Annotated in this window: 27 protein-coding genes; 17 read left to right on the forward strand and 10 right to left on the reverse strand. The window is 65.0% G+C overall.

Going from position 1 to position 26,533, the window contains the following annotated elements:
• Positions 1-127: 127 nt before the first annotated feature.
• From VC212_RS08485 to VC212_RS08515, 7 genes are all read left to right on the forward strand, one after another.
• Entirely contained in the window at positions 128-1,033 is a 906-nt protein-coding gene (locus VC212_RS08485; RefSeq protein WP_323515173.1) for an SMP-30/gluconolactonase/LRE family protein, read from the forward strand.
• A gap of 82 nt (positions 1,034-1,115) precedes the next feature.
• Entirely contained in the window at positions 1,116-1,838 is a 723-nt protein-coding gene (locus tag VC212_RS08490; RefSeq protein ID WP_115527159.1) for a hypothetical protein, read from the forward strand.
• Positions 1,839-2,027: 189 nt separating this feature from the next.
• The gene (locus VC212_RS08495) at positions 2,028-2,423 is read left to right on the forward strand and encodes an EF-hand domain-containing protein (RefSeq protein ID WP_161963015.1); all 396 of its coding nucleotides are present in this window, start codon (positions 2,028-2,030) and stop codon (positions 2,421-2,423) included.
• Positions 2,424-2,566: 143 nt separating this feature from the next.
• Complete coding sequence (locus tag VC212_RS08500; RefSeq protein ID WP_323515174.1) at positions 2,567-3,040, forward strand: MarR family transcriptional regulator; 474 nt, start codon at positions 2,567-2,569, stop codon at positions 3,038-3,040.
• A 32-nt stretch (positions 3,041-3,072) separates the two neighbouring features.
• Entirely contained in the window at positions 3,073-3,900 is an 828-nt protein-coding gene (locus VC212_RS08505; protein WP_055851179.1) for a p-hydroxycinnamoyl CoA hydratase/lyase, read from the forward strand.
• Between the two features lie 83 nt (positions 3,901-3,983).
• Entirely contained in the window at positions 3,984-5,453 is a 1,470-nt protein-coding gene (locus tag VC212_RS08510) for an aldehyde dehydrogenase (RefSeq protein ID WP_323515175.1), read from the forward strand.
• A 207-nt stretch (positions 5,454-5,660) separates the two neighbouring features.
• On the forward strand, positions 5,661-7,139 hold the full coding sequence (locus VC212_RS08515) for an AMP-binding protein (protein ID WP_323515176.1): 1,479 nt from the start codon (positions 5,661-5,663) through the stop codon (positions 7,137-7,139).
• Positions 7,140-7,396: 257 nt separating this feature from the next.
• Here VC212_RS08515 and VC212_RS08520 read toward each other — a convergent pair whose 3' ends face one another.
• From VC212_RS08520 to VC212_RS08530, 3 genes are all read right to left on the reverse strand, one after another.
• Positions 7,397-8,398, reverse strand: coding sequence for a LysR substrate-binding domain-containing protein (locus VC212_RS08520; protein WP_055851169.1), 1,002 nt, complete (start codon positions 8,396-8,398; stop codon positions 7,397-7,399).
• Between the two features lie 64 nt (positions 8,399-8,462).
• Positions 8,463-8,822: a protocatechuate 3,4-dioxygenase gene (locus tag VC212_RS08525; protein WP_115512460.1), complete on the reverse strand. Its 360-nt coding sequence runs from the start codon at positions 8,820-8,822 to the stop codon at positions 8,463-8,465.
• 10 nt (positions 8,823-8,832) lie between these two features.
• Entirely contained in the window at positions 8,833-9,729 is an 897-nt protein-coding gene (locus VC212_RS08530; RefSeq protein WP_055851163.1) for a gallate dioxygenase, read from the reverse strand.
• Positions 9,730-9,960: 231 nt separating this feature from the next.
• Between VC212_RS08530 and VC212_RS08535 the strand changes: the two genes are divergently transcribed.
• Positions 9,961-10,635 (forward strand): GntR family transcriptional regulator, encoded by a 675-nt coding sequence (locus tag VC212_RS08535; protein ID WP_055851160.1) that lies wholly within the window; start codon positions 9,961-9,963, stop codon positions 10,633-10,635.
• 175 nt (positions 10,636-10,810) lie between these two features.
• On the opposite strand, the gene VC212_RS08540 is transcribed toward VC212_RS08535, so the two are convergent.
• The 5 genes from VC212_RS08540 to ubiH all read right to left on the reverse strand — a co-directional run bounded on the left by VC212_RS08540 (position 10,811) and on the right by ubiH (position 15,729).
• Positions 10,811-11,782 carry a transporter gene (locus VC212_RS08540; protein WP_323515198.1) on the reverse strand — a complete coding sequence of 324 codons (972 nt, stop codon included), beginning with the start codon at positions 11,780-11,782 and terminating at the stop codon, positions 10,811-10,813.
• Between the two features lie 177 nt (positions 11,783-11,959).
• Complete coding sequence (locus VC212_RS08545) at positions 11,960-12,391, reverse strand: nuclear transport factor 2 family protein (protein ID WP_323515177.1); 432 nt, start codon at positions 12,389-12,391, stop codon at positions 11,960-11,962.
• Positions 12,392-12,499: 108 nt separating this feature from the next.
• Positions 12,500-13,216: an alpha/beta fold hydrolase gene (locus tag VC212_RS08550; protein ID WP_323515178.1), complete on the reverse strand. Its 717-nt coding sequence runs from the start codon at positions 13,214-13,216 to the stop codon at positions 12,500-12,502.
• 126 nt (positions 13,217-13,342) lie between these two features.
• Entirely contained in the window at positions 13,343-14,524 is a 1,182-nt protein-coding gene (locus tag VC212_RS08555) for a UbiH/UbiF family hydroxylase (RefSeq protein WP_323515179.1), read from the reverse strand.
• On the reverse strand, positions 14,521-15,729 hold the full coding sequence (gene ubiH, locus VC212_RS08560) for a 2-octaprenyl-6-methoxyphenyl hydroxylase (protein WP_323515180.1): 1,209 nt from the start codon (positions 15,727-15,729) through the stop codon (positions 14,521-14,523). The genes VC212_RS08555 and ubiH overlap by 4 nt, the downstream gene beginning before the upstream one ends.
• A gap of 182 nt (positions 15,730-15,911) precedes the next feature.
• On the opposite strand from ubiH, the gene VC212_RS08565 reads away from it, so the two are divergent.
• The 9 genes from VC212_RS08565 (at position 15,912) to VC212_RS08605 (ending at position 25,279) form a co-directional block, all read left to right on the forward strand.
• A complete protein-coding gene (locus VC212_RS08565) occupies positions 15,912-16,490 on the forward strand; it encodes a hypothetical protein (RefSeq protein ID WP_055851139.1) in 579 nt (192 codons plus the stop codon).
• Positions 16,491-16,493: 3 nt separating this feature from the next.
• Positions 16,494-17,051 (forward strand): cob(I)yrinic acid a,c-diamide adenosyltransferase, encoded by a 558-nt coding sequence (locus tag VC212_RS08570; protein WP_115553077.1) that lies wholly within the window; start codon positions 16,494-16,496, stop codon positions 17,049-17,051.
• A gap of 38 nt (positions 17,052-17,089) precedes the next feature.
• Positions 17,090-17,998, forward strand: coding sequence for a histone deacetylase family protein (locus tag VC212_RS08575; RefSeq protein WP_115553076.1), 909 nt, complete (start codon positions 17,090-17,092; stop codon positions 17,996-17,998).
• Between the two features lie 115 nt (positions 17,999-18,113).
• Positions 18,114-20,558 carry an LPS-assembly protein LptD gene (gene lptD, locus VC212_RS08580; protein ID WP_323515181.1) on the forward strand — a complete coding sequence of 815 codons (2,445 nt, stop codon included), beginning with the start codon at positions 18,114-18,116 and terminating at the stop codon, positions 20,556-20,558.
• Complete coding sequence (locus VC212_RS08585) at positions 20,555-21,946, forward strand: peptidylprolyl isomerase (RefSeq protein ID WP_115512467.1); 1,392 nt, start codon at positions 20,555-20,557, stop codon at positions 21,944-21,946. Before lptD ends, VC212_RS08585 begins: the two co-directional genes overlap by 4 nt.
• A gap of 4 nt (positions 21,947-21,950) precedes the next feature.
• A complete protein-coding gene (gene pdxA, locus VC212_RS08590; protein ID WP_323515182.1) occupies positions 21,951-22,922 on the forward strand; it encodes a 4-hydroxythreonine-4-phosphate dehydrogenase PdxA in 972 nt (323 codons plus the stop codon).
• Between the two features lie 115 nt (positions 22,923-23,037).
• On the forward strand, positions 23,038-23,826 hold the full coding sequence (gene rsmA, locus VC212_RS08595) for a 16S rRNA (adenine(1518)-N(6)/adenine(1519)-N(6))-dimethyltransferase RsmA (protein ID WP_055851119.1): 789 nt from the start codon (positions 23,038-23,040) through the stop codon (positions 23,824-23,826).
• A gap of 36 nt (positions 23,827-23,862) precedes the next feature.
• Positions 23,863-24,246, forward strand: coding sequence for a Co2+/Mg2+ efflux protein ApaG (apaG, locus tag VC212_RS08600; protein WP_046964432.1), 384 nt, complete (start codon positions 23,863-23,865; stop codon positions 24,244-24,246).
• Between the two features lie 28 nt (positions 24,247-24,274).
• Positions 24,275-25,279: a symmetrical bis(5'-nucleosyl)-tetraphosphatase gene (locus tag VC212_RS08605; protein ID WP_323515184.1), complete on the forward strand. Its 1,005-nt coding sequence runs from the start codon at positions 24,275-24,277 to the stop codon at positions 25,277-25,279.
• Between the two features lie 188 nt (positions 25,280-25,467).
• Here VC212_RS08605 and VC212_RS08610 read toward each other — a convergent pair whose 3' ends face one another.
• The gene (locus VC212_RS08610; RefSeq protein ID WP_115528209.1) at positions 25,468-25,962 is read right to left on the reverse strand and encodes a dihydrofolate reductase; all 495 of its coding nucleotides are present in this window, start codon (positions 25,960-25,962) and stop codon (positions 25,468-25,470) included.
• A gap of 2 nt (positions 25,963-25,964) precedes the next feature.
• Complete coding sequence (locus tag VC212_RS08615) at positions 25,965-26,483, reverse strand: hypothetical protein (protein WP_323525948.1); 519 nt, start codon at positions 26,481-26,483, stop codon at positions 25,965-25,967.
• Positions 26,484-26,533 lie beyond the last annotated feature (50 nt).

Consider the following 26,533-nt stretch of genomic DNA (forward strand, 5'->3'; position numbering starts at 1 on the left):
CGCCGTCATGTATCGGCTGCTCCGATCCACTACTGCCCGCGCACCTTACTTGATCGCACGTGATCATCGCCATGGTCGCGCTGCACGGTCTGGCACACTGCCGACGATCATCTCTGGAGGATTTCGCATGACCGCTGCTGCCCGCCATCGTTTCCTGCCACTGGCGCTGTTGTTGTCCAGCTCGCTCGCCAGCGCTGCCGATCCGCCGTTCGTTGCGCGCGACCTGATTGGAGATGGCGCATTCACGCATAACGCCGAGGGCCCAGCAGCAGGCCCGGACGGCGCACTGTATGCGGTGAATCTGGGCAAGGACGGCACCATTGCACGCATCGCGTTGCAAACAGACGGCAGCGCAACTGCCGAGGTGTTTGTCACCTTGCCTGCCGGCAGCACCGGCAACGGCATTCGCTTTCGCGACGGCGCGATGTACGTGGCCGATTACACCAGCCACAAGATCCTGCAAGTGAATTTGCCCACGCGCGCGGTGAGCACCTTCGCCTCGCTGCCCGATTCCGATGGTCCCAACGATCTGGCACTGGCACCTGATGGCAGTTTCTATGCCAGCGACCCGAACTGGAAAGACAACAGCGGCCGTTTGTGGCACATCAGTCGCGATGGCGCAGTGCGGCTGCTGGAATCGGGCATGACCACGCCGAATGGACTGGACGTCAGCCCGGACGGCACGCACCTCTACGTCAACGAAAGCATGTCGCGCAAGGTGTGGGTGTACGACCGCCTGGACGATGGCAGCGTGCGCAACAAACGTCTGCTGATCGCGTTCCCCGATTTCGGTATGGACGGTATGCGCTGCGATGCCGACGGCAATCTTTATATCGCCCGTTACGATGCCGGACAGATCGCGGTGGTGTCGCCGGCAGGCAAGTTGCTGCGCACGGTCGCGCTGAAAGGCCGCAAGGCCAGCAACGTCGCCTTCGGTGGCAGCGATGGCAAACAGGTGTTTGTTACCTTGCAGGATCGCGGCGCAGTTGAAACGTTCAGATCCGATCGCCCCGGGCGCGAAACCGGACGCTGAAACTGCTGCGCGCGTCGCATTGGTTCTCAGGCCGCGCAACAGCATCCTGGCATCCTGCAGGTCACCCGCGGAGGACTCCCCCATGCAACCCATCGAACTCAAGGACGCGGCCGCCTTTGGCAGCGAATTCCTGCGATTGACCCTGTTGCAGGGGTTTCAGTCGCTGACCAAACGCGACCTGGAACTGTTGATCTTCGTGCTGCTGGAGCGCGATGGCGCCATCTCGCGCAATAGCTCCAACGCCCTTGTCGCACTGCAGTTACGTGTCACCTCGGCCAAGGTCAAGGCCTTGCGTCGCGATGGCTATGCCCGCTGGCGCGCGTTGGTGCCCGAAGAAGGCGACGCGGCGATGCAGCGCATCGTGGCCAACGTGCTCACCGAAGACAACCTGCGCTCCGGTGCCAAGCACGTCAGCGAACGCAGCCGCAAGGAAGGTTTTCTGGCGGTGCGGATCGAACATCCCGACGACGCACAGCAATTCGAGCAAGCCATTCTCGATGTCGGCGCGTTGCCGGTATACGAACGCAATCGCGAAGTGGTGGCGGTGCGCTTCGACACGCTGCTGAAAATCGCCGAACGCTGGGGCTATCTGCAGCAGGACCCGCAGGCAGCAATACGCGAGTTGCAGAAGCTCACGCCCACCGCCGAAGAAGTGGCGGATTTGCTGAAAAAGGACATTGCGCAGCTGCGCTGGGACGATGTGCGCCGCGCACTCAACAGTCTGGGCGCCAAAGCGGTGGCCAGCACAGCGGAAGGCGGCTTGAAGGGCTTGCTCAAGATCGTGTTTCCCTTCATCCCCGGCTGAGTGACCTGCAAGGCGACGGCAGCGCGCCGTCGCCCCGCCAGATCCAGCGTTGATGCCGACGCTGCCCCGCCCGCTGCGCCCAGCTTGCGCAAGGGATCTGGCGATGCGCCACATCCCACCCGCATGCCACCCACCGCAAGCTGCCCGCACCCTCTATCCTTACCGGCTGTTCCACATCAGGGGGATCTGATGACCATCCGCCGTATCGCCACACTCACCGCACTGCTGCTCGTTTGCGGCACCGCCTCCGCCCAGCAGGCACCTACGCCGGCCAGCAGCATGCCGCTGATCGATGTGCCCAACGTCATCCGCACCCAACCGCTGTCCAGCGGCGAAATCACGCACCAGACCCAACTGGAACGCCCGCGCGGCGAATCGAGCGTGATCGTGCGCTCGATCCAGCCCAGCAGCGTGGTCGGCAGCTACCGCATCGATTTCCAGGCGATGGACGTGGATGGCGATGGCCGCATCAGCCGTGCCGAAGCCCAGGCCAACCCCGCGCTGGCCGATGAATTCGATGCACTCGACACCCGCCACAGCGGCTATCTGACCCGCGAGCAGCTGGCCGGCTGGCTGACCCAGTAATCACGTCGCACAGCTCGGCGGCACGCAGGCGCGCCGGTATTACGCGGGCGCGCACCGCACTTCAGTTTTCGACGCCCGTCCCCCTTGCAGCGCCCGCTTCGGTCGGCTAAATTGTATTTAACGGATACAATTTGGATGGATCGATGACCGCTCGCCTGGCACTTGCCAAAGACCTCGGCTACCAACTGCAACTGGCCACCTTGGCGTCCAGCCATGCCGCCCGCCAGGAACTGGCTGAGCTGCATCTCACCCCGGCACGCGTCACTGCGTTGATCCACATCCGCGACCAGCCCGGTTGCGACCAGACCGAACTCGGCAACCGCCTGCTGGTCAACCGCGCCGCCGGCATGAAGATCGCCAACGCGCTGGCCGAGCAAGGCCTGATCGAACGCTTGGCCGGCCGCGACCGTCGCAGTAAAGGCCTGTATCTGACCGACCAAGGCCACCGCACGCTCGAGGTGGCACAGGCCTGCCTGGCGCGCGCCGTCGCGCGTACCTGCACCGGCCTGCAGGCCGCCGAGCAACAAACCCTGCTCCGCCTGCTCTGCAAATTGAACGCCAGCGCCACGCTGGAGCGGACAACCGTGGTAGAGACCGCGTTGGCCGAAGACCTCTGAACCCGCAGCCCCCGACTTGAAGGAGACGCCGCTTGAACGAGCATGACGTGGTATCGGTTCGCATCGAAAACCGCATTGCCTGGGTGAAGTTTGCACGCCCGGACAAGCGCAACGCGATGAGCCCGGCGCTCAACCGCCGCATGATGGATGTACTGGACGAGCTGGAATTCGACGACAGCGTCGGCGTGCTGGTGCTCGGCGGCGAAGGCACTGCCTGGTCGGCCGGTATGGATCTGAAAGAGTACTTCCGCGAAACCGAAGCACAGGGCCTGCGCGGCGTACGCCGTTCACAACGCGAGTCCTACGGCTGGTTCCGGCGCCTGCGCTGGTATCAAAAGCCCACCATCGCGATGGTCAACGGCTGGTGCTTCGGCGGCGGCTTCGGCCCCTTGTTCGCCTGCGATCTGGCCATTGCCGCCGATGAAGCGCAGTTCGGCCTGTCGGAGATTAACTGGGGCATCCTGCCGGGCGGCGGCGTGACCAAGGTGGCGGTCGAACTGCTGTCCATGCGCGATGCGATGTGGATGACGCTGACCGGCGAAATGGTCGACGGCAAGAAAGCGGCCGAATGGCGCCTGGTCAACGAAAGCGTGCCGCTGGAGCGACTGGAGGCACGCACGCGCGAAGTGGCCGAGTTGTTGCTGCGCAAGAACCCGATCGCGCTGAAATACGCCAAAGACGCGGTACGCCGCGTGGGCACCATGACCTACGACGAAGCCGAAGATTATCTGGTGCGCATGCAGGAAGCGGCCAACTCGTTCGACAACAACGCCCGCAAGGAAGGCATCCGTCAGTTCATCGACGAGAAAAGCTACAAGCCTGGCCTGGGCGAATACGACCTCAAGAAAAACAGCGCCTAAGCACGTCCTACGGCGCCTGAAGCGATGCGTGCAACCCACGCATCGCTGGCGCTGCCAGTGGTTTTCTGCACCGAGGAGGGAGTATGGAAGCCTTATCCGCAACACTGCGCGGGATTGCCGCGCGTGGGCCGTTGGGCCTGTTCATCGACGGCCAGTGGCGCGCAAGCAGCGGCGATCGCCATGTCGATGTGATCGCCCCGCATACCGAAGAACGCCTGCTGCGCTACACCGAACCATCGCATGCAGATACCGAAGCCGCGGTGGCTGCGGCACGTGCCGCCTTCGACACCGGCCCCTGGCCGCAGCTGTCGCCACCCGAGCGCGGGGTGATACTCAAGCGCGTCGCCGACCAGCTGCGCGCACGCATGCCGGAGCTGGCTGAAGCCTGGACCGGCCAGGTTGGCGCCACCATCGGTTTCAGCCGGCGCGCCTCGCAACAGGCGCCCGGCCTGTTCGACTACTACGGCGATCTGATCGCCATGCATCCGTTCGTCGAGCCGCGCGCACGCTCCAGTGGCGGCCGCGTGCATGTGGTGCAGGAACCGGTCGGTGTGGTCGTGGCGATCACGCCCTGGAACGCGCCACTAGTCTTGCTCTGTTACAAGGTCGCCGCTGCGCTGGCTGCCGGATGCACGGTGGTGGCCAAGCCCTCGCCAGAGACCCCGATCGATGCGTACATCCTGGCCGAATGCATCAGCGCCGCAGGCGTGCCCGATGGCGTGTTCAATCTGTTGCCGGCCGGTCGCGAGGTCGGCGAACAGCTGATCCGGCACCCGCTGGTCGACAAGGTCAGCTTCACCGGCTCCACCCAGGCCGGGCGACTGATCGGCGTGGCCTGCGCCGAACGCCTGGCGCGGGTCGGCCTGGAGCTGGGCGGCAAGTCGGCCGCCATCGTGCTCGAAGACGCCGACCTCGCCAAAGTGCTGCCCAGCCTGGTGCCCTACTCCATGCCGATCACCGGGCAGGTATGTTTCGCGCTGACCCGCGTACTGGTGCCGGCGCAGCGGCGCGAAGAAGTCCTGCAGGCATATTGCGCAGCACTGAGCGCAGTTAAGCTCGGCGACCCGTTCGCCGCCGACACCGGCATGGGTCCGCTGGCGCTGGGCCGGCAACTGGAACGCGTGCAGTCCTATATCGCACAGGGCAGCGCCGAAGGTGCGCAGCTGGTGATGGGTGGCAACCGCCCGGCGCATTTGCCGCGTGGGTTCTTCATCGAGCCGACGGTGTTCGCCAACGTCACGCCGGACATGACCATCGCACGCGAAGAAATCTTCGGCCCGGTGGTGAGCTTCATCGACTATCACGATGAGGCCGACATGATCGCCAAGGCCAATGCAAGCGACTACGGCTTGCACGGCACCGTCTATAGCGAGGATGTTGATCGCGCGTATCGCATTGCACGACGCGTGCGCAGCGGCAGCCATTCGATCAATGGCATGTGGGTGGATATCGAGATGCCGTTCGGCGGGGTCAAGCATTCCGGAATCGGTCGCGAAGGCGGCATCGAAGGACTGCATGCGTTTCTCGAAACCAAGACCGTCTATCTCGGTTGAGTTTTACGTCACCGGCTACGCGGCGAGCATGCCTGCGTAGCCGCAATGCAACGTGCCGTACACCACGGCACCTCATTTTTCAGTGGTGTGTTGGCAACGTGTCTGTGAATGCGTAGTGCGTGGTTGCGCGCACGCGTCAACCTTCCAGCCATCTCCGTCGCACTCACGCCCGTCACTCCCCCATTTTGCATTCGGAAAGACAGCGCCATGACCATGCCGACCGACTCGATTTCCTTCCATGCCCGCCTCACACCGCACCGGCTTGCCGCGCGCGACCTGTTGCTGGAGCAGGAATGGACATATGCCGAACTGGACACCCTGATCGGCCAGCTCGCCGCCCTGCTGCAGACGCGCGGCTGTGTCGACGGCGAACGGCTGGCTGTGCTCGCCCGCAATTCGGTCTGGCAGGTCGCGCTGCACTTCGCCTGTGCGCGGGTCGGCGCGATCTATGTGCCGCTCAACTGGCGGCTGAGCGGCACCGAGCTGGATACCTTGCTGCAGCGTGCGCAGCCGCATCTATTGCTGGGCGACGATGTCGCTGCCGGACGTGCGCATGCCGAAGCGCTATCGAACTTCATCGACATTGCCAAGGCGCTGGCGCCCGCCGAAACGTCCTACATCCCGCCCGAGCGCGTGAGCCTGATCCTGTTCACCTCGGGCACGTCCGGCCAACCCAAGGGCGTGATGTTGAATGAGCAGAATCTGCAGCAGGTGGCGCACAACTTCGGCGTGACCACACGTGTGGATGGCAACAGCAGTTTCCTGTGCGAAGCGCCGATGTTCCACATCATCGGCTTGGCGACCAATGTACGGCCGGCGCTGGCGTTGGGCGGGTCGATCCAGGTGTCGAGCGGCTTCGAACCGAAGCGTACATTGAGCTGGCTCGGCAACCCGGCGCTGGGCATTACCCACTACGTCGGCGTGCCGCAGATGATGCAGGCGTTCCGCAGCCAGCCCGGTTTCGATCCGTCAACGCTGCGTCACCTCACCGCGCTGGTCAGCGGCGGCGCGCCGCATGCCAGCGACGATCTGCTCGGTTGGCTGGACGATGGCATCCCCATGGTCTGCGGCTTCGGTATGAGCGAAGCCGGCACGGTGTTCGGCATGTCGGTGGATTGCGACGTGATTCGTCGCAAGCTCGGTGCGGCGGGGATTTCGTCGCCGGGCGTGCAGACGCGGGTGGTGGATGGCGATGGCAACGACTGCCCGGCGGGTATGCCCGGCGAACTGTTGTTGCGCGGCCCCAACCTCAGCCCCGGCTATTGGCGCGACCCGCAGGCCACTGCGGAGATGCGCGACGCACAGGGCTGGTTCCGCACCGGCGATATCGTCAAGCGCGATGCCGACGGCTTTTTCTGGGTGGTGGACCGCAAGAAGGACATGTTCATTTCAGGCGGCGAAAACGTGTATCCCGCCGAGATCGAAGCGGTACTGGCGGATCACCCGGACATCCGCGAATGCGCCGTGGTCGGCATCGCCGACCCACAATGGGGCGAGGTGGGCTACCTGGCGATCGTGCCAGCCGCTGAGGCGACGGATCTGGAGCAGATCCGCAACTATCTGTTCGAGCGCCTGGCCAAGTACAAGGTCCCCAAACACCTACGCCTGGTCGAGGCCTTGCCACGTACGGCAACCGGCAAGCTGCAGAAGGCGCGGTTGAAGGATGCCTTGGCCAACGACGCCTGAGAGCGGTAGCAACCGTGCGGCGTGGGCGTGCGTATTGCCGCCCACACTTGGACTTTGCTTACTCCGATCACCGCGATGAATACCGCTCGAGTACTCCGGCGCGGGACCAGCAGGGCACCATGCGGCGTTCAATCCAGCGCGCCTCGCATCTGCGCATTCCGCGAATACGGCCGAACAGTGCAACTTCCCAGGCCAGTGCTGCATCGCATCCGTCCCGGTCGACGATGCAGCTCCCGCTTGGGGGATTCCATCGTCGGTTATGCAGACGCATCCAGCAGGATATCGTGCTCGCCAATCTGGTCGTCCACCCACACCGCGCCTTGCTGGGCCATGAGCGCCAGCTGGTGTTCCAGCTCGCGCATCAACAAACGCACACCGGGTTTGAGGATGGCGCTGCTGTCGCGATAGATCACGCCACCTGCGCGCGCCTGCGACGGCTGCTGCAGCTGGAAGGCCCGCAACTCGCCGCGTGCGATGTCGCCGGCCACCATCATGCTTGGCATCACCGCAATGCTGTCGGTGCCGAGCAGAATCTCGCGTGTGAAGCTTGCAGAACTGGAACGCAGTTGATCGCGTGTGGCCAGCCCATGTTCACGCATGACCTGCGCCACGTCGCGCTCCACATGCTGACTCAAGGTCGGCAATACCTGTCGGTACGCGGCCGCTTCGGCGATGCGCACAGGACCATTGGCAAACAAGGGATGGTCGCTCCGCGCCACCAGCGCAATCGGATCCTGGTACAGCACCTTGCGGACCAAGGCATCGTAGCGGGCCAGCGGATACAACCGGCCAACGACCAGATCCACCTCGTTTCCGGCGAGCTTGGGCAGCAATTCATCGGTACGGCCATGCAGCAGGCGCACACGCAGAGTGGGCTCGGCACGGTACAAGGCGGCCAGCACCGACGGTAGCAGGCCGCTCGCCGCCACCGGCAACGCGCCGACGGTGATAGTGAGCGCATCGTCCTGCAGCAGCCCTTCGAAGGTATCCTGTGCGCGGCGCAGCTGGCCGAGCACGACGTGCGCGGTCTGCACCAGTACCTCGCCCATCGCATTGGGACGCACGCCACGCGAATGGCGTTCGAATAGGGGCGCACCGACGATCTCTTCGATCTCCTGCAAGGCACGCGTGAGTGCAGGCTGGGTGACATTCAATACGCGTGAGGCGCGGAGCAGGCTTTTTTGCCGATCCAGCGCCTCGATGACACGTAGATGCCGCACCTTGATGCGGTGTTCGAAGAACACGGAGGACATGGTCATAGGGGGTGGGCCTTACGTTGGAAAGTCGGATGGCAACGCCCGGCCAGCGACCGGGGCGCGCAGCTCAGCGTGCCTCGGGCACACGCCGGGTCTGCATGAAGTCTTCGAACGACTCGCCGCGCATGATGGCGTAGACCTGCAGATTGGTCGTGCGCACCACGCGGGCGAACTTTTCGATCACAAAAAAATTGGCGCCGTACTGCACCAGTCCGAGCCAGTCGCGCGCACGGATCAGCGCTTTCTCGTGTTCGGTGAGCTCGGCTTCCTGCATCAACACTTCCGCGTCCTGCAAAAAGCGATCGCGCCACGGGGCGCGGATCATATGCCAGAAGAAACGATTGAGGCGCAGCGCGCGGTTGCTGGTGCGCAGATCGAACAGGTAGGTGCCGTCGATCTTGTCCATGCCGTGTACTTGCGGATTCATATGCAGGCCCTCATGCCGCGTTGGCGGTGCGCGCCAGCAGCTCTGCCGAGCGCGGCGCATCGGCGCGTTCTTCGCCCGGCTCGTACAGCACCACGGTCATCGCGGTCGTCGTCATCAGGTAGTAGTTCTGATGCAGTTTGCGGATCGGCCCATCCAACGCACCGCGCATGGCCAGCCACATGATCTGCTCCACGCTCTCGGCACCGCCCAGACGCACATAGTCGGTATGGGTGAGATCGGTCAGCGTTTCCGGCGCGTGCTGAAAGCGGTCCAGAAACTCCATGTCCCAGTCGGTGTTGTTGAAACCGGTGCGCTCGCCATGGATCTGGTGCGACAACCCGCCGGTGCCGACCACCACCACTCTGAGATCTTCCGGGTATGACTCGATCGCACGGCGCACCGCCTGGCCCAGGCGAAAACAGCGGCGCGCGGTCGGCAGCGGGTATTGCAGGACGTTGATCGCAATCGGTACCACTGTGCCCGGCCAGTCCGGCACATGCGGCCACAGTAGCGGCAACGGCGCCGCACAGCCGTGATCGATCGGCTTGTCCTGAAACACGGTCAGGTCGAATTCGTCGTTGACCAGGCACTCGGCGATATGCGCCTGCAGCTGTACATCGCCACGGATCGGAGGCAGGTTGCGCAGCCCTGCGCCCTCGTCGGCGACCGGAAAGCGCTCGCCCACGCCCAGGGCGAAGGTCGGATAGAGATCGAAGAAGAAGGTCGTGCAGTGGTCGTTGTAAAAAAACACCAGCACGTCGGCCCGTTGTTCGGCCAGCCACTCGGCCACCGGCGTGTAGCCGTCGAACAACGGCTTCCACACTGGATCCTGTTGTTTGCCCTTGTCGTAGGCCACCCCGATGGTGGGAACGTGCGAGGTTCCGATGCCGCCGATGATGCTAGCCATGCTTTGCTCCTGCTGCGCACCACTGCCAGGAGAGGCAGAGCGCACGTCATTGATTGAGTCAGGATCGACGATGCAATGGATCCCAACACGGACGACCAACCACTGCGGATCTCCAAAACGGTATCCTTGGGATCCAAAGTGCCATCAAGCGATCTCATCCGCAAGGTTTTTATACAAGTAATTGCTAGTTTCCCCTTCGAAGGAACGTGCGCTGCGGTACGGCGCGAGAGAATGGAGCCAATGGCGAACAACCACCGATTGCAAGCGGTCCAGCAGCTACGCGAATTGATCCTGTGCGGCGCCTTTGCCCCGGGCGAACGCATCACCGAGGCGGCCCTGGCCGAGCGCCTGGCCATCTCGCGCACGCCTATTCGCCAAGCATTGCCGGCGTTGTGCCAGGAGGGCCTGCTGGTGCAGGTCGGCAACCGTGGCTATGCGGTACGGCGTTTCAGCCAACAGGAAAGCCTGGATGCACTGGAGGTGCGCGCACTGATGGAGGGCATGGCGGCACGCACGGTGGCCGAACAGGGCGCGTCGGCCGCATTGCTGTCCACCCTGCACGCCTGTCTGTGCGAAGGCGACCGGCTATTTGCCAAGCGCAGCCTCGATGCCGGCGATGAGCAGACCTATGGCGCGATCAATGCCCGTTTCCATCGCGCCATCGTGGTGGCGGCGAACAAACCGATCCTCACCGAGACGGTGGACCGCTGCACGCTGGTGCCGTTCGTCAGCCCAGTCAACGTGGTGTTCGGTCAGCGCTCGGCCACCCTGGCTTACGACGATCTTTATTACGGCCACCGGCAGCATGGCGCGATCGTCTCTGCCATCGAACAACGCGATGGCGCGCGGGCGGAGTTGCTGTTCCGCGAACATGCCAATACGCAACGGCACAGCATGGGCATGTGATGCCTCGGGGTGCGCGGGACCGCGCGCCGAGCAGTGGCAATGGCAATGGCATCGATGCGCGTGGAGCGGACGTCGGCCCTACCTGCGACGCAGGACCACGCATAGAGCAAAACATGGCTACATTCGACCATGCACGCCGACCAAGACGGTCGGCGTGCAGGGCAGCTTGCTTGCGCTATAGCGAGTGCACGAACATCAGGTTGAAGGTGTTTCCGGCCACCGAGTTTTTGACCTCGACCGGCAGGTAGACATTGAAATTGAGCACGTTCTTCGGGTCCAACCGCCACGAGAGCCCTGGCCCCATGTAGAACTGCGTGCGTTTGCTGTCGGGCACGCGCTGGCCATTGGTGCGGTTGTCTTGCAGCTGCCGTAGGTAGAAGCCGTTGACACCGACCCGCAGCTGCTCGGTCACCTTGACCGAGCTGGCAAAATTCAGCCACGCCAGATCGCCTGCCTGGCCGTTGCGGAACTGGAACCCGGGAATTGGCGGCACTCCACCGGCACGGTCGGTGCGGAAGTTGTACATGTAATGCAGCCGCATGCTGACCTCCCAGTTATCGGTGGGCTGTACCGTGAATGCCCAATGCGGCGAGAACGACCAGTAGCCGGTGCTCTGGTTGATCGCGATGTCGCGATCGAACTTGCCCACCGGTGCAAATGCCACCAGGGCGAAGCGCTGGAACAGCAAGATCCGGTCGTTCCGCATCACCGGCGGCATCTGCAACGCCGCCCCGACCGCGATATCGCCAACGCCGAATCCGTTGTCGCTCAACCGCACCGGGCTGTCGGCGGCAAACGAGGCATTCTGGTTGACCAGCGGCACGATGGCATCGACGGAAATCGTGCCGCCCAACCATTTGTAGGGCGTCACGTAGATGAGCTGGGTCAGCGCTGCCGAGCTGCTGATCTTCGGATCACGAAACGCCGGCGAATCATTGCCTTGCGCATCCAGCACGGCATTCAGGTGCGCATGGCGCAGATATTCGATCACCGTCCACCCAGGTTGGGTGGAGCCAAAACCATCGAAAAAACTGGTGCCACCCAGGTTGATGCCTTGCGGCACCGGAACTGTGTCAGGCACGGCCTGTGCGAAGGCCGCCGCCGGCGCCAGCGCACCCAGTAGCAGAGTCAAGCTGCCGGCGCGCAGGCGATGCGACCGGAGCGATGAGCGACGACGACCAACAGACGAACATGCGCGTTCCACTAGGCGATTCTCCAACGAAGATGGGCGATTGAGGCAACGCGACTGGGGGAGAGCAGTGTCGAGATGTCGCCTGTAAGGGCCGGCGGCATCGTTGAACAGACAGACAGCGATCAATCTCGGTCAGTGCGCCTCGACGCGCAGCAGCAATGCGCCGAGGCGTTGCTTGAACAACCATTGGTTGTCCTGGTGCACCAGCACATCGTCGAAGGTGCCGATCAGTGCAGGCGCCTGCGCCGTCCAGGGGACAGACGCGTCGGCCTGCGGTGCGCTATAGAGCAGCACATGGCTATGCGCATGGGCCAGCGTGCTCGATTGGACGCTGACCAGCGTATTGAGCATCAAATGACAGGTGTTGCGTGGCGCGCGAGCGCGGAAGGCCTCCAAGATCGCTTCGCGTCCATGCACGGGCGCATCCGGCGCGCTCGGTCGTGCAAAGACGCCGTCGGCAGTGAACAGCGCAGCCAACGCCTGATGCTCATGGCGGTCGTTATGCAGGGCGAACCGGCGAATCAGCTGTTCGCACACAACGATGATCGAAATATCTGCAGACACGCAGCAGCCTCCCTTGGCGGTGGAATGACACAGATAAAGCGCTAGCGATACTTCAGCGCAGGACAATTCCCGAGACGACCGAACTGACGCCGCCTGCGGTACGGGCGATCACGTGCTCAGCCACTCGCGCAGCGCGGTGCTCACCGCAGCGGGCGCTTCCACCGGCGCCATATGCCCACAATCTTCGAATACGACCAAGCGCGCCTGCGAAATCTGCCGCGCCATGTCCTGATGCCGTGCCAGCGGGCTCCAGGCATCCTGGCGCCCGACCCCTAGCAAGGTGGGGCAGCGAATCTGCGCAAGCACCGGCGCGGCATCCGGGCGCTCCAGCAACGCGTTGACCTGTCCAGCGAAACTCTGCGCGCTCTGCCGCTGCACCATTGCGCTGAGGTCTTGCATCAAACCGGTATCGGCGCTGCGTGCGGGGTGCAGCATCGGTGGCAACCAGGCCAGCGCCAGCGCATGCATGCCTTGCGTCTGTGCCAGATCCACCAGCGCTTGGCGCTCCTCGCGTTCGCCATCGCGACGCGGTGCAATGCCGGTATCGAGCAGTGCCAGCTGCGTCACCCGCTCGGGCGCCTGACGCATGATGTCCAGCGCAACCCGCCCGCCCATCGAATGCCCGGCCAACGCAAACTGTGGCGGTGCGCCAGCCAGCACGTGGGACGCCATCTGCCCAATGCTGTCGAATCCGGGGAAATCCAGCACCTGCACATCGGCCAGATCCGCCAGCGCGTCGCGCTGCGGTTGCCAGATGGCGGCGTCGCAGAGCAGGCCGCAGAGCAGCAGCAATGTGGGTCTGGCGGTGTGCGAAACGGAAGTCATGGCGCGACTGTAGCCACGCCGGCCGCGTGCGTCGTATGGAAGATGTGGCCTACGCTATAAGCTCATAGACATAGAACGTCAGCTATGCCGGCCAGCCACAGCGCAGGCCGGCAGACGCGAGGTGGCTTACGCGCCGCCGGAGGCGCGCTTCCACAGCACATCGACCAGCGGCGGCAACCTGCCGGCGAGGCCAAGCGCGGCACCGCGCAACAGGGTCAGGTGCATCTCGTCGTTGGAGAACACCGTATTGATCGCATCGAAGCCATAGGCGGCCACGGTATTGTCGCTGCGGCGGGTGCGCGCCCAGCGTTGCAGACGATGCGGCGCGGCCCAGTCCGCACGTTTGGCGAGCGCGCCGCGCACTTCCTCGCGCAGCGCAGCGACATCGCGCAGGCCCAGGTTGACGCCCTGCCCCGCCAATGGATGCACCACATGCGCAGCGTCGCCCAGGGTCAGCACGCGGCCACTGACGTACTGCTCCACCAACTGCCGTTGCAGCGGGAATGCAGCGCGTGCAGAAACCACACGCACCTCGCCCAGACGCGCGGCAAAGGCTTGGGTAAGCTCGCGCGCGAACGCCGCATCGTCGAGCGCCAGCACGCGCTCGGCCTCGCGATCGGGCAAGGTCCAGACAATCGAACTGCGGCCTGCGGCAAACGGCAGGAATGCCAGTGGCCCGGTGGTCAGAAAGCGCTGCCAGGCCGTGGCCTGGTGCGGTTGTTCGGTCTCCACGAAGGCAACCACGCCGCGTTGTGCGTAGGCATGCCGCGACACCGGCAAGCCGGTCAGGTCGCGCAAGGTGGACGACGCGCCATCGGCGGCGATGGCAATCGCCGCTTCCAGCCGGCTGCCATCGTCCAGACGCAGGCGCACGCTGTTGGCGTCCTGCTCCAGTTCGGCCACACGCGCCGGGCAATGCACTTCGATCCCCGCGCTGTGCACGGCCGCCCACAGGCGATCGACCAGCAGCGCATGTTCGACGATCCAGCCGAGTTGTTCGCGGCCCAAGGTGTCGGCGTCGAAGCGCAGCTCGCCGCCACCGCCGGCATCCCAGACCCGCATGCGCCGATACGGCTGTACGCGCCCGGCGCGCACGCTGGCCCACACGCCAAGACTGTCGAGCAGCGCGGCGTTGTCGGCGGCGAAGGCATAGACACGCAGGTCGGGCTGATCGGCATGCCAGCGCGCGGGCTCGCGCCCTTCCACCAGCGCAACGCTCAAACCAGCGTCGGCCAGCGCCAGCGCGCAGGCGGCACCAACCACGCCACCGCCGACGATCACCGCATCGCGCGTACCGCGGCGGCTCATGCGATCCCCCGGCACAGCTGCGGCACATCGCCACGGAAACCCATCGCCCCGCCGACCAGCATCGATTGCAGCGGCGCGGCCTGCGAGGTCGCGAGCAATCCCAGGCTGCGCAGCGGCCGCAGCAACGGTGCCGGATTGCCGGTCAGCCGCGCCAGCCCACTGGAGAAGCCGATCGTCTGCTCGCGGTCCACGCGCCGACGCGCCACATAGTCGGCCAGCAGCGCGCTGACCCCGGCATCGCTGCGATCGTGTTCGATCAGCTCTGCCAAGGTGAGCGCGTCGCGCAATCCCAGATTGAAGCCCTGCGCACCGATGGGGTGCAGCGTCTGCGCGGCGTTGCCGAGCAACACCACGCGCTCGGCGATCAGGTTGTTGGCCAGCACCTGCACCAGCGGATATGCACTGCGTTCGCCGCTGGCGACAAAGCGCCCGGCGCGCCAGCCGGCCGCGCGCTGCAGCCGGGCAAGCCAGCCGGGCTTGTCGAGCGCAGCGACCGCATCGGCCTCGGCGCGCGCCACACAGTGGATTGCGCCGTAATGGCGGTCGCCCCGCGGCAACAGCGCGGTCGGCCCGTGCTCGCCGAAGCGCTCCCACGCGGTGCCATCCGGCGGCCGGGAGGCGCGCACGCGCGCCACGAACAAGGTCTGCAGGAAATCGTGCGTGTCGGTCTCGATATGCAGCAGTTCGCGCACTGCGCTGTGGCTGCCATCGGCACCGACCACCAGCTTGGCGCAGACGCGCTGCTCGCCGTCGTCGGTCGCCAGCCGTAGCGTGCGCACGCCATCCTGCACCGGCTCCACGCCGATGCAGCGCGCCGGGCGATACCGGCGCAGCTGCGTCAATTCGTCCAGGCGTGCCTGGAGGGCGTCGCCGAAGTCGCGGGCCACCACCACTTGCCCAAAGCTGTCGCGTCCGTAATCGGCGGCGTCCAGTTGCACGCGCCCGAAGTCGCCGGCGCGGCTGACGTGGATGCGCCGGATCGGCCCGGGCGGGCTACGCAACTTGGCCATGACGCCCAGCACGCCCAAGGCGTTGACGGTGGCGGCGGCGAAACTCAGATTGCGTTGATCGAACACGGCCGGCGGCGTGCCGGCTGGCGTGGCTTCCACCAGCCCGACATCCAGGCCGAGGCGGTCCAGCGCAATCGCCAGGCTGGAGCCGACCAGGCCGCCGCCAACGATCAAAACGTCATGTGGATGTGTCATTCGCCCATGATAAGCCCTCGCCCGCAGCGCATCGCGCGCGCCGGATGAGACACGTTGACGCGTCCAGCCGGTCTGCCGTTGTCATGCCTGCCGATGCCGGGCGCAGCGCAGGCCAGGCAGTGGCGCGGGCACGCCAGGTTCCACGCTACACTCCCGCACCTGTAATCCGGCCACCTCCGCGCATGACTTCTCGCTCGCACGACACCCTGATTTTGAGCCTGCTCGCCGTCCTGATGGCGGCCACACGGATCAATCACTTCGCGCCGGTCCCGGACGCGTCCTGGGCGGTGTTTTTCATCGGCGGGTTTCATCTGGCTGCGCGCAGCAAACTGGCGTTCCCGCTGCTGATGGGCCTGGCGGTCGCGGTGGACTGGCTGGTCATCACCCAGCAGGGCATGAGCTTCTGGCAGCACTACTGTGTGTCGCCGGCGTACTGGTGCCTGATCCCGGCGTACTTCGCGCTGTGGGCCGGTGGTGTGTGGCTGCGCCGGCACTATCACGGGGCCCAATGGACTGCGCTGGTTGCGCTGGTTCCTGCCCTGCTCATCGCGGTGGCGCTGTGTCAGCTGATCGCCCAGGGCAGCTTTTACTGGATCAGCGCCAGCGTGAGCGAACCCACCCTCGCCGGCTGGTTCAAGAACTACAGCGACTGGCTCTGGCCTTACCTGCGCAGCGCCGCGCTGTACGTCGCGGCCGCAGCCGTCATCCAGGTGGTTGCCGAGCGCCTGGCTGCGCCCCATCGCCAGCGCCAGGCCGGCTGAGCCATGGGCAACCGGCTCTCACGTATCTATACGCGTACCGGCGACGACGGCAGCACCGGGTTGGGCGATGGCAGCCGGACCGGCAAGGATGCCTTGCGCGTCAACGCCTACGGCACCGTGGACGAGGCCAATTCGGCGCTCGGCGTGCTGCTGGCCGCGCCCGGCGTGCCCACTGCGATTGCCGAGCTGCTGACCACCGTGCAGCACCAGCTGTTCGACCTGGGCGGCGAGCTCTGCATCCCCGGCCATGCCGCCATCGAGGCGACCGACATCCAGGCCCTGGAACGCCACCTGGACCACTTCAACGACAGCTTGCCGCCGCTGCAGGAGTTCATCTTGCCGGCCGGTGGCGAAGCGGCCGCGCGCTGCCACCTAGCGCGGACCATCGTGCGCCGTGCCGAGCGCGAGACCGTAGCGCTGTCGCGCCAGGAGTCGGTGCGCAGCGAGGCGATCGGCTATCTCAACCGGCTCTCGGACCTGCTGTTCGTGCTGGCCCGCGTGCTGGCACGCGTCGATGGTCAGCAGGAAGTGCTGTGGCGGCACGACCGCCGGCGCGGTTGAGCATGTGCCTGGCGCGGCGGACAGGCTAAAGTCATCTCATGCTGGTCTTTACCCATCCCGCCTGTCTCGGTCACGACGCCGGCCCTGAGCACCCCGAAAGCCCTGCCCGCCTGGAGGCGGTCGTCGACGCCCTGCGTGCCGCCTTTCCGGACCTGGACTGGCGTGAGGCGCCGCTGGCCAAGCTGGGCGACCTGTGCCGCGTGCACGAGCGCGAGCAGGTGGACGCGGTGCTGGAGACCGCGTTCGAAGGCTATCGCCAACTGGATGTGGACACCCGCATGGTGCCGGCCTCGCGCGCGGCTGCCCTGCGCGCCGCTGGCGCCGGCATCGCCGCCGTGGACGCGGTGATGCAGGACCTCACCCGCACCGCCTTTTGCGCTGTCCGCCCGCCCGGCCATCACGCCACCGCGCAGGTGTCGATGGGGTTCTGCCTATTCAACAACATCGCCGTGGCCGCCGCCCATGCACGCGACCGCCATGGCCTGGAGCGCATCACCATCGTCGATTTCGACGTGCACCACGGCAACGGCACCCAGGCGATCTTCGAACGCGACCCGACCGTGCAGTATCTGAGCACGCATCAGTCCGGGCTCTACCCGCACTCGGGCAGCGTCCATGAGCGCGGCGTTGGCAATATCCACAATCTGTTGCTACCGCCCGGCAGCGATGGCTTGCGCTTCCGCAACGTGTGGGAAGACGAGATGCTGCCGCTGATCGACGCCTTCCGCCCGCAGCTGATCCTGATTTCGGCCGGCTTCGATGCGCATCTGCGCGATCCGCTGGCCGATCTGATGCTGGACGACGATGATTTCGCCTGGCTGACCGGCGCGCTACGCACCCTGGCCGAGCGGCATGCGCGTGGCCGGGTGGTGTCCATGCTGGAAGGCGGTTATGACCTGCAGGCCTTGCGCGAAAGCAGTGTTGCCCACGTCGCCGCACTGCGCTGACCCGCCGCGGCACGCCGGTCGCGCCACGATTTGCGATGAACCTCGCCCTCTTCACGCTGGCGCTCTTCATTGCCCCTATGCGGGGTATGCGGCAAGCTAGTCGCCATTTTACTGGTTGAATCCACGCGTGCGCCGAGTTCTCCGCCTGCTGCCCCTGCCCTTGAGCATCGCCATCTGCCTTCCGGCCATGGCTGCCGACAAGCCGTTGAATTGGGGACTGTGCCCGGCCGTGGACCCGCTGCCTGGTTTCGATGGCGCCCCTGCCGCCGATGCCAAGGCCGCCGAAATGCGCCAGCAGCTGCCGACCGACATCGAAGGCGACCAGCTGTCCGGCACCAGCACCACCCCGCAGTACCAGGGCAACGTGGCGCTCAAGCGCGGCGACCAGTTCCTGGGCGCGGACAACCTGCGCATGGATACCGAGACCGGCAACTACATCGCCGAAGGCAATGTCCGCTACCAGGACACCTCCTTCCGCATGGTTGCCGACCGCGCCGAGGGTAATCAGGACACCGACGCCCACAAGGTCTCCAACATCCAGTATCAGATGGTGGACCGCCGCGGCAATGGCGTGGCGGAATCGGTGGACCTGCAAGGCCAGGTCGGCCAGATGCATCGCTCGACCTACACCACCTGCGATCCCTCGCAGCCGATCTGGCGGGTGCGCGCGCCCGAGATCGACGTCGACAACGAAGAAGGCTTCGGCACCGCGCGTAACGCGGTACTGCAGATCGGCAAGGTGCCGGTGCTGTACTTCCCGTGGTTCAAGTTCCCGATCGACGACCGTCGCCAGACCGGCCTGCTATTTCCGCAGTTCGGCCTGTCCGGGCGTAATGGGTTCGACTACCTGCAGCCGATCTACCTGAATCTGGCGCCCAATTACGACGCCACCTTGTTGCCGCGCTACATGAGCAAGCGTGGTTTCATGTTCGGCACCGAGTTCCGGTATCTGTACGACGGCGGTCGCGGCGAAATCACCGGAAACTATCTGCCCAACGACAAGTTGCGCGAGAAGGACCGTGGCAGCGTTTTCTATAGCGGCTACCACAACGTCAACAGCCATTGGCAGGCGCGCAGCAGCATTTCCTGGGTCAGCGACACCCGCTATGTGGAAGACTTCACCAGCCGTTTGAACGGCATGGGCTCGGCGTCCAGCCTGCAGAGCACCATCGGCATCTACGGCACCGGCGAAACCTGGACCGCCGGCCTGATGGCCGACCGCTGGCAGCTGACCGACTACACCCTGGACGAGCGAGCCCTGCCCTATAACCGGCAGCCGCGTGCCTTTTTCACCTGGGAAAAGCCGTTCGGCATTTTCGAAGCCGGTGTCTATGCCGAGGCGGTGCGGTTTACGCATGACGATTCGTACCAAGTGAACGTCGTCCCGAACACCAACGGCAATAACAACAACAACGGCGACGAATACGTCCGGACCAATATCCGTAACTTTGACTATGGCAGCGGCTCGCGCCTGGACGTCAAACCCTATATCTCGATGCCGTTGTCGGGTGCGGCCTGGTTCGTGACCCCGACGGTGGCCTGGCGTTACACTGCCTACCAGTTGGACTCGACCTTGGCCAACACGGCGCCACTGACCGGCGACCGTTCGCCCACGCGCAGCCTGCCCATTGCTTCGCTGGACGCCGGCCTGTATTTCGATCGCGAGACCTCGCTGTTCGGCACCAACTATCTCAATACGCTGGAACCGCGCATGTACTACCTGTACGTGCCCTACCGCGACCAGGACGACCTGCCGGTCTTCGACACCCGTCCGTTTACCTTCAGCTATGGCCAGCTGTTCCGCGACAGCCGCTATACCGGCGCCGACCGTCAGAACGATGCCAACCAGCTGACCCTGGCGGTGACGTCGCGTTGGCTGCGCCAGGACGACGGCCGCGAGAAATTGTCGCTGAGCGCTGGCCAGATCCTGTACTTCAACGACTCGCTGGTCACCATCAACAACAGCACCAATTCCGCTGCCGGCAGCGAACAGCCCATCGAGCAGGGTAAGTCCGCCTGGGTGGCCGATGCCAACTACATGATCAACGACCGCTGGTCGATGGGCGCCACCTATCAGTGGAACCCGAACTCGCGCAAGGAAGATCTTGCCAGCCTGCGCACCCGCTATTTGCTCAACAACGACGGCATCATCAACCTGGCCTACCGCTACCGTCGCAACCTCATCGACAACAGCGACCAGCTCAAGCAAGCCGACTTCTCGTTCCTGTATCCGATCAATCCCACCTGGAGTGCGGTCGGTCGCTACTACTACTCGCTGCTGGACCGCACACCGCTGGAAATCATCGGCGGCGTGCAGTGGGACAGCTGCTGCCTGGCAGTGCGCGCGCTGGTACGCCGGTTCGTGCGTAACCGCGACGGCGAGATGGACAACTCCATCCAGTTCGAGTTCGTGCTCAAGGGCTTGAGCTCGTTTGGCCAGAACACGGACCGCACTTTGCGCCGTGCTATTCTCGGCTATTACCGCGACGACCTGTACCTGGTCCCGCCCAGCAACACCACGACCAATCCGGACGATTACGATCCGAACCTGATTCCATGACCAAGCCTTTCTCTGTTCTTCTTGCCTCGTTGCTGGTAATCACCAGCACGGTCTCGCCGGTGGCATCGGCGCAGCAATCCCAGCCGCTGGATCGTATCGCCGCTATCGTGGACGAGGACGTGGTGCTGCAGAGCGAGCTTGATCGCGCTGTGCGCAACGTCAAGTCGCAGTACGCCGGTCGTGAAAACCAGCTGCCGCCGGACGATGTCTTGCAGCGGCAGGTGCTCGAGCGCCTGGTACTGGTCAAGCTGCAGATCGGCCGTGCCGACGGCAGCGGCATCCGCGTCAGCGACGAGGAACTCAACCGCGCCGTTGCCAGCATCGCCCAGCAGAACGGCACCACCGTGGATGGCTTGCGCCAGAAGCTAGCCGCCGACGGCATGGCCTACGGCGATTTCCGCGCCTCGGTGCGCGACGAAATCATCGTGCAGCGCCTGCGCCAGAGCTTTGCGCAGAGCCGTATCAGCGTGAGCGAAGGCGAGGTGGATACCGCACTGGCCCAGCAGGCCACGACCGGTAGCCAGTACCACCTGGCGCATATTCTGGTGGGCTTGCCGGAAGGCGCGAACGCCGACCAGATCGCCACCGGTCAAAAGAAGGTCGATGGCGTCAAGGCCTTGATCGACAAGGGCGAGTTGGACTTCTCCGCCGCAGCGGTGCGTTATTCGGATAGCCCGAATGCACTGGAAGGCGGCGACCTGGGCTGGCGCAGCCTGGACGAAATCCCCAACGCATTTGCTCAGCTGATCCGCGACATGCAGCCTGGCCAGGTGGCCGGCCCGCTGCGTGGTCCAAGCGGTTTCCAGCTGCTCAAGCTGGTGGAAATGCGCGACGCCAATGCCGGCGGCGAAAAGAAGATGGTCACCGAGTACAACGCGCGCCACATCCTGGTCCGCATCGGTGACAACCAGACCGACGCGCAGGCCAAGGCCAAGATCGACACGCTGCGCGCCCGCGTTGCCGGCGGCGCTGATTTCCAGGCGACTGCCAAGGAGTCCTCCGAGGACACCAACAGCCGCGGTCAGGGTGGCGACCTGGGTTGGTTCCCTGCCGATGCGTTCGGCCCGGATTTCGGCAAGCAGGTTGAGGGCTTGGCGGATGGCGCCGTGTCCGAGCCGTTCCGCACGCAAGCCGGTTGGCATGTCGTGCAGCGCGTCGGCAGCCGCCAGACCGACGTCAGTGCCGAAAACCAACGTGCGCAGGTCCGTGAAACGATCGGCCGTCGCAAGCTGGAAGAGGAATACAACCGCTACCTGCAGGAACTGCGTGGCGAGGCCTATGTGAGCTACCGCACCGGCGATCGCGCCGACGGCAATGCCACCGCCGAGCCGACCAAGAGCGCAGAACCCGCTGCCCCGACCCCGCCGCCGGCACAGCCGGCGCGCTGAGTCGATGATGGTCCCGTCGCTCGCGCTGGTGCCAGGCGAGCCGGCCGGGATCGGGCCGGAGCTGTGCATCCGGCTCGCCCAGCAGCTGCGCTCCGATGCACAGCTGGTTGCATATGCCGATCCCGACACCCTGAACAGCGCCGCAAAGGCGCTGTCTTTGTCTGTGCGCCTGCTCGACCCCGATCAGCCGGCACGCATGCCGGGCGACCTACCGCTGTTTCCGATTCGCCAGCCCGTCCCGACCCGCTTCGGCATTGCCGACCCGGCCAATGCAGCGGCCGTCATTGCCGGCCTGCGTACCGCTGCCGGCGACTGTCTTGCCGGCCGACGGCAAGGCATCGTGACCGGCCCGGTGCACAAGGCAGTCATCAACGCCGGCGGGATCGCCTACACCGGCACCACCGAATTGCTGGCCGAACAGGCCGACTGCCCGGTGGTGATGATGCTGGCCAACAGCATCGTGCGCGTGGCACTGGTGACTACACACCTGCCGCTGCGTGCAGTGGCCGATGCGATCACCGCCGACGCCGTTGCGCGCTGCCTGCGCATCACCCACGCCGCGATGCGTCGCGACTTCGGCCTGGAGCACCCACGTATCGCCGTGCTCGGCCTCAATCCCCACGCGGGAGAAGACGGCCACCTGGGCCGCGAAGAACTGGACATCATCATTCCGTTACTGGAGCAGCTGCGCGGTGAAGGCATGCAGCTGATCGGCCCGTTGCCGGCGGACACTGCCTTCCTGCCACAGAAACTGAGCGGCTTCGACGCGGTGGTGGCGATGTACCACGACCAGGGCCTGCCGGTGCTCAAGTACAGCGGTTTCGAGCAGGCGGTGAACATCACCCTTGGCCTGCCCTACCCGCGCGTGGCGGTGGATCACGGCACCGCACTGGAACTGGCCGGACGCGGCATCGCCGATCCATCCAGCCTGATGGCGGCAACCGCGTTGTGCGCACGCTTGGCGGCACGCGGCTGAGCGCGCGCCCCACCTGCGCGATCGCCGCAGGTTATGAGCGTCCTACCTTACTGTTACAGCCTGGACGCGCAGCACTGACACCGCGTGCAGCCGCCGGCTCCGTTAAACTGCGCGCATGAATTATTCCTTCAGCGCACCGGCCAAGAAGTCGCTTGGCCAGCACTTTCTTGCCGACCGGTATTACATCGACCGGATCGTCCAGGCGGTGGACCCGCGCGCCGGCCAACACCTGGTCGAAATCGGCCCCGGTCAGGGCGCGATCACCTTCCCGCTGCTACGCAAGCATGGCGCGTTGACGGTGATCGAGTTCGATCGCGACCTGATCGCACCGTTGACCGAGGCCGCTGCACCGATCGGCGAACTGAGCATCATCCATCGCGACGTACTCAGCGTGGATTTCACCGAACTGGCCAACGGCACGCCGATCCGGTTGGTCGGCAACCTGCCTTACAACATCTCTTCGCCGATCCTGTTCCATGCGCTGGACCATGCCGCTGCGGTGGCCGACATGCACTTCATGCTGCAGAAGGAAGTGGTCGACCGCATGGCCGCCGGTCCCGGCAGCAAGGTCTACGGCCGGCTCAGCGTGATGCTGCAAGCGTACTGCGAGGTCACCGCGCTGTTCGTGGTGCCACCTGGCGCGTTCCGGCCGCCACCGAAGGTGGACTCGGCAGTGGTGCGGCTGGTGCCGCGCGACCCGGCCACGGTGATGATCAACGACCGCCGCCGCTTCGCCGATGTGGTGCGCGCCGGCTTCGGGCAGCGCCGCAAGACCCTGCGCAATGCCATGTCCACCGTCTGCGAACCCGCGCATTTCGAGGCAGCCGGCGTGCGTCCGGATGCCCGCGCCGAACAACTCGAGGTCGCCGATTTCATTCGGCTGGCCAATGTCGAGCTGGCTTGAGCGCCGCTCCCACACCGTTTTATTTAGACTTTTCCCATGCAAGATGATCCGCGCTATCGGGTCGAGGTCGAGGTGTCGCCGCGCTTCCTCGCTCATCAATCGACCCCGGAAGAAGGCCGCTATGCCTTCGCCTACAGCATCCGCATCCATAACGCGGGCGCCGTGCCTGCACGCCTGATCGCGCGCCATTGGCAGATCACCGACGCCAACGGCCGCACCGAGCAGGTGGATGGCGAAGGCGTGGTCGGCGAGCAGCCATGGCTGCGCCCCGGCGAAGCCTTCCATTACACCTCCGGTGTGCTGCTGGAAACCGAGCAGGGACAGATGCAAGGTCACTACGACATGGTGGCCGACGATGGCACCGAATTCACCGCCCCGATCGCCGCCTTCGTGCTGAGCGTACCCAGGACGCTGCACTGATGACTGCTGGATTGATGGAGCGCACGCGATGAGCGTCTGGGCAATTGGCGACCTGCAAGGGTGCTACGACATTACCCAGCGGTTGCTGGAAAAGATCAATTTCGACCCCGCACAGGACACGCTGTGGTTCTGCGGCGATCTGGTCAACCGCGGCGGGCAATCGCTGGAAACGCTGCGGCTGGTGCATTCGCTGCGCGCGCACAGCGTGGTGGTGCTGGGCAATCACGATCTGTCGCTGCTGGCGATCGGTGCGCGCTCGGAGGAAGAGCAGCGCAAGGTCAATCCGGATCTGCAGCGCGTGGTGCTGGCCGAGGACCGCGACGTGCTGCTGGACTGGCTGCGCATGCAGAAGCTGGCCCACGTGGACCGCGAGCTGGGCTGGATGATGGTCCACGCCGGGCTGGCGCCGAAGTGGACCACGCAGCTGGCCGAAAAGCATGCGCGTGAAGTCGAACAGCAGCTGCAAGGCGGCGGCTATCGCAAGCTGTTGCGCAACATGTACGGCGATCAGCCGGGATGGTCGCCAGGCCTGAGCGGGTACGACCGCAGCCGCGCGATCATCAACCTGTTCACGCGCATGCGCTATTGCACGCCGCGCGGCCGCATCGCCACCGACGACAAGGGCACGCCGGGCACGCAGGCACAAGGACTCTACCCGTGGTTCGAGGTACCGGGCCGGGTCGAGCGCGATCTCAAGATCGTGTGCGGGCATTGGTCCGCGCTGGGGTTGACGATTACCCAGGGCGTGCATGCCATCGATACCGGTGCGGTGTGGGGCGGCAAGCTCACCGCCCTGCAACTGGATACCGACGAATTGCGCGTGGTGCAGGTTCCGGGACGCGAAGTCACTGCCCCGACCGCACCTGCCGCGAATGCTCCACGGCGTCCACGCGAAGGTCAGGGCCGCCCGCGCGGGCGTGGCCGCGGTCGTGGCAATGGTGGCGGCAATGGCGGTGGCGGCAACAACGCGGGAAATGCAGGTAGCGGCACTGCCGCACCGGCCAAGCCACAGGGTGGCGTCGTTCCTGAGTAAGAGCGACTCACCAACCGGCTGCGCCCCCATGCGGGCGCAGCCGTTGCTCGGACCGGCATGTGCCACGCGTACGCTGCGCTCAGGTGCGCCGTGCAAGGCCAACGGGCAACCGCTCGCTAGGTTTTTCTTTAGCGGCGCTTAGTTGTATGGAATCGGGTGCGCTGATCGCGCGCTGCGTCCTTGCCGGCTTAGCGACGCAGGTAATCCACAAAGGAAAACGCAAACGCATGGCGGTCATCGGCCGCATGCGTCTGGCGATGCGCTGGCACCCATACCGCCGGGTCGATCGGTGGGAAGTGCGTGTCGGCCCCATCCACCGCGGTGTCGACCTCGGTCACCGCCAGCACGTCGGCACGCGCCATCGTCAGGCGATACACCTCGCCGCCGCCGATCACGCATAACTCCTGCGCGCCCTCCTGCTCGGCACGTTCGATCGCCTGATCGACCGACGCCACCGCCTGCATGCCCTCGAACGGCACTTGCCCCGAGCGCGTCAGCACCAGGTTCAAGCGCCCCGGCAATGCGCGCCCGAGCGATTGCGCTGTCTTGCGCCCCATCAGGATCGGCTTGCCCATCGTCAGCGCCTTGAAGCGCTTGAGATCGTCCGGCAATTTCCACGGCAGATCGTTATCGCGACCAATGGCGTTGTTGCGGTCCAGCGCCACGACGAGCGAAAGCTTCAACATCACTGGACCTTCTTGTTTTCAGCCATGGAACCGCACAGGAGTTTGATCCCGGAGATGGCATCCAGCACGTCCTGCTGCAGTGGCGCTGCTCCCGGCCTGTCGAATTTGATCCAGGCAAACGAGGTACCCAAGGGCACCAGCCACTGCGTCAGCCGCGTGCCATCGGCACGCGAGGCATCAGTACGGTAAGTCTGCTGCGCATCGAGCTCGACCCACTCGGCCTTTTCACGTGTCAGCTTCTTGTCCAACTGAAACGTCACGGCGGCCAATCGCTCCATGCCCTTGGCCGAATTCAGTTGGCCGATTGCCGGTGGGCAACTCATTTCAATCGTGACCGGCCCGATCGCACCGGGCTGCACGTTGGTCAGCGTGATGATCGCGCTGGCGTCGACATTCGGATGCGTCGGATTGGACGGCGCGACCGTCGCAGTCACACCATCGGGCAACTGCAGGCGACCGGCCGGACCACGCACGGTTTCGGCGAACGCCACAGCATTCGTCGACGCCAGCCCGATCAAGCCGATGAAAACCAGCAAACGCCTCTGCATACGCTCCTCCTTGATGACGT

The organism is Xanthomonas sp. WHRI 8932A (genome assembly GCF_035012785.1).
In the GTDB taxonomy this organism is placed as follows: domain Bacteria; phylum Pseudomonadota; class Gammaproteobacteria; order Xanthomonadales; family Xanthomonadaceae; genus Xanthomonas.